This window comes from Neisseria sp. HMSC074B07, assembly GCF_001810355.1.
GTDB lineage: Bacteria > Pseudomonadota > Gammaproteobacteria > Burkholderiales > Neisseriaceae > Neisseria.
In genome coordinates this window covers 22237-22868 of record NZ_KV800913.1, presented here as the reverse complement: position 1 = coordinate 22868, position 632 = coordinate 22237, and the positions used below count along the sequence as shown (strand labels likewise).

Annotated in this window: 1 protein-coding gene; it reads left to right on the top strand. The window is 43.4% G+C overall.

Annotation, left to right across the window (positions count from 1 at the left end; genetic code table 11):
- Positions 1-588: DUF6630 family protein (locus HMPREF2726_RS03395; protein WP_349267176.1), on the top strand; the 588-nt coding region annotated here is incomplete at its 5' end.
- Positions 589-632 lie beyond the last annotated feature (44 nt).

The window sequence follows — 632 nt, the reverse complement described above, 5'->3', positions numbered from 1 at the left end:
GGGAATTTAGGGGATTTTGGGGAATTTTGCAAAGATCTCTGTTTGTTTATTTACACAATGTTCCGCCCATTAAAAAATCATGAAACACTTTTCCGGCATTGGCTGGATGTCATTTACCGCGACCGGCCGGAAACCGTTGGCATCATTATCGAAAATATCCATCAAGACTTAATAGAGGAAGATGAAGATGGGGAAAATAACACGCAGGAAGAAAATAACGAAACCGCCGTATTTAAAAACCTCTTAACCGAAGGCTTCATCCTACACAATAACCTCGAAGACTACACACATCTGTTTTCCGTTGATTGGAAAGACGGAGAAAGTTTTATTGACTGCATCGCAGAAATGGCGCAACGTTTTAATGTCGTCCTGAATTGGACCGAACAGCAGCTTGAAGAAGATCTGCCCGATGAGCTGGCAAGGGCTGTATATCCCTTATTTGAAGCCGCCGGGGCGGTACTTTATAGTGCAGACACGGGAGGCGACTACTACACCTTTATCATCATCCCGCAACAAGACACAGCCGATTTTGAAAAAATATCGAAACAATATGGTGTATCCTTGCAGCGGGCCAATAAAACCATCTGACACGAAACTCATAGTGGATTAACTTTAAACCAGTATGGCGTTGC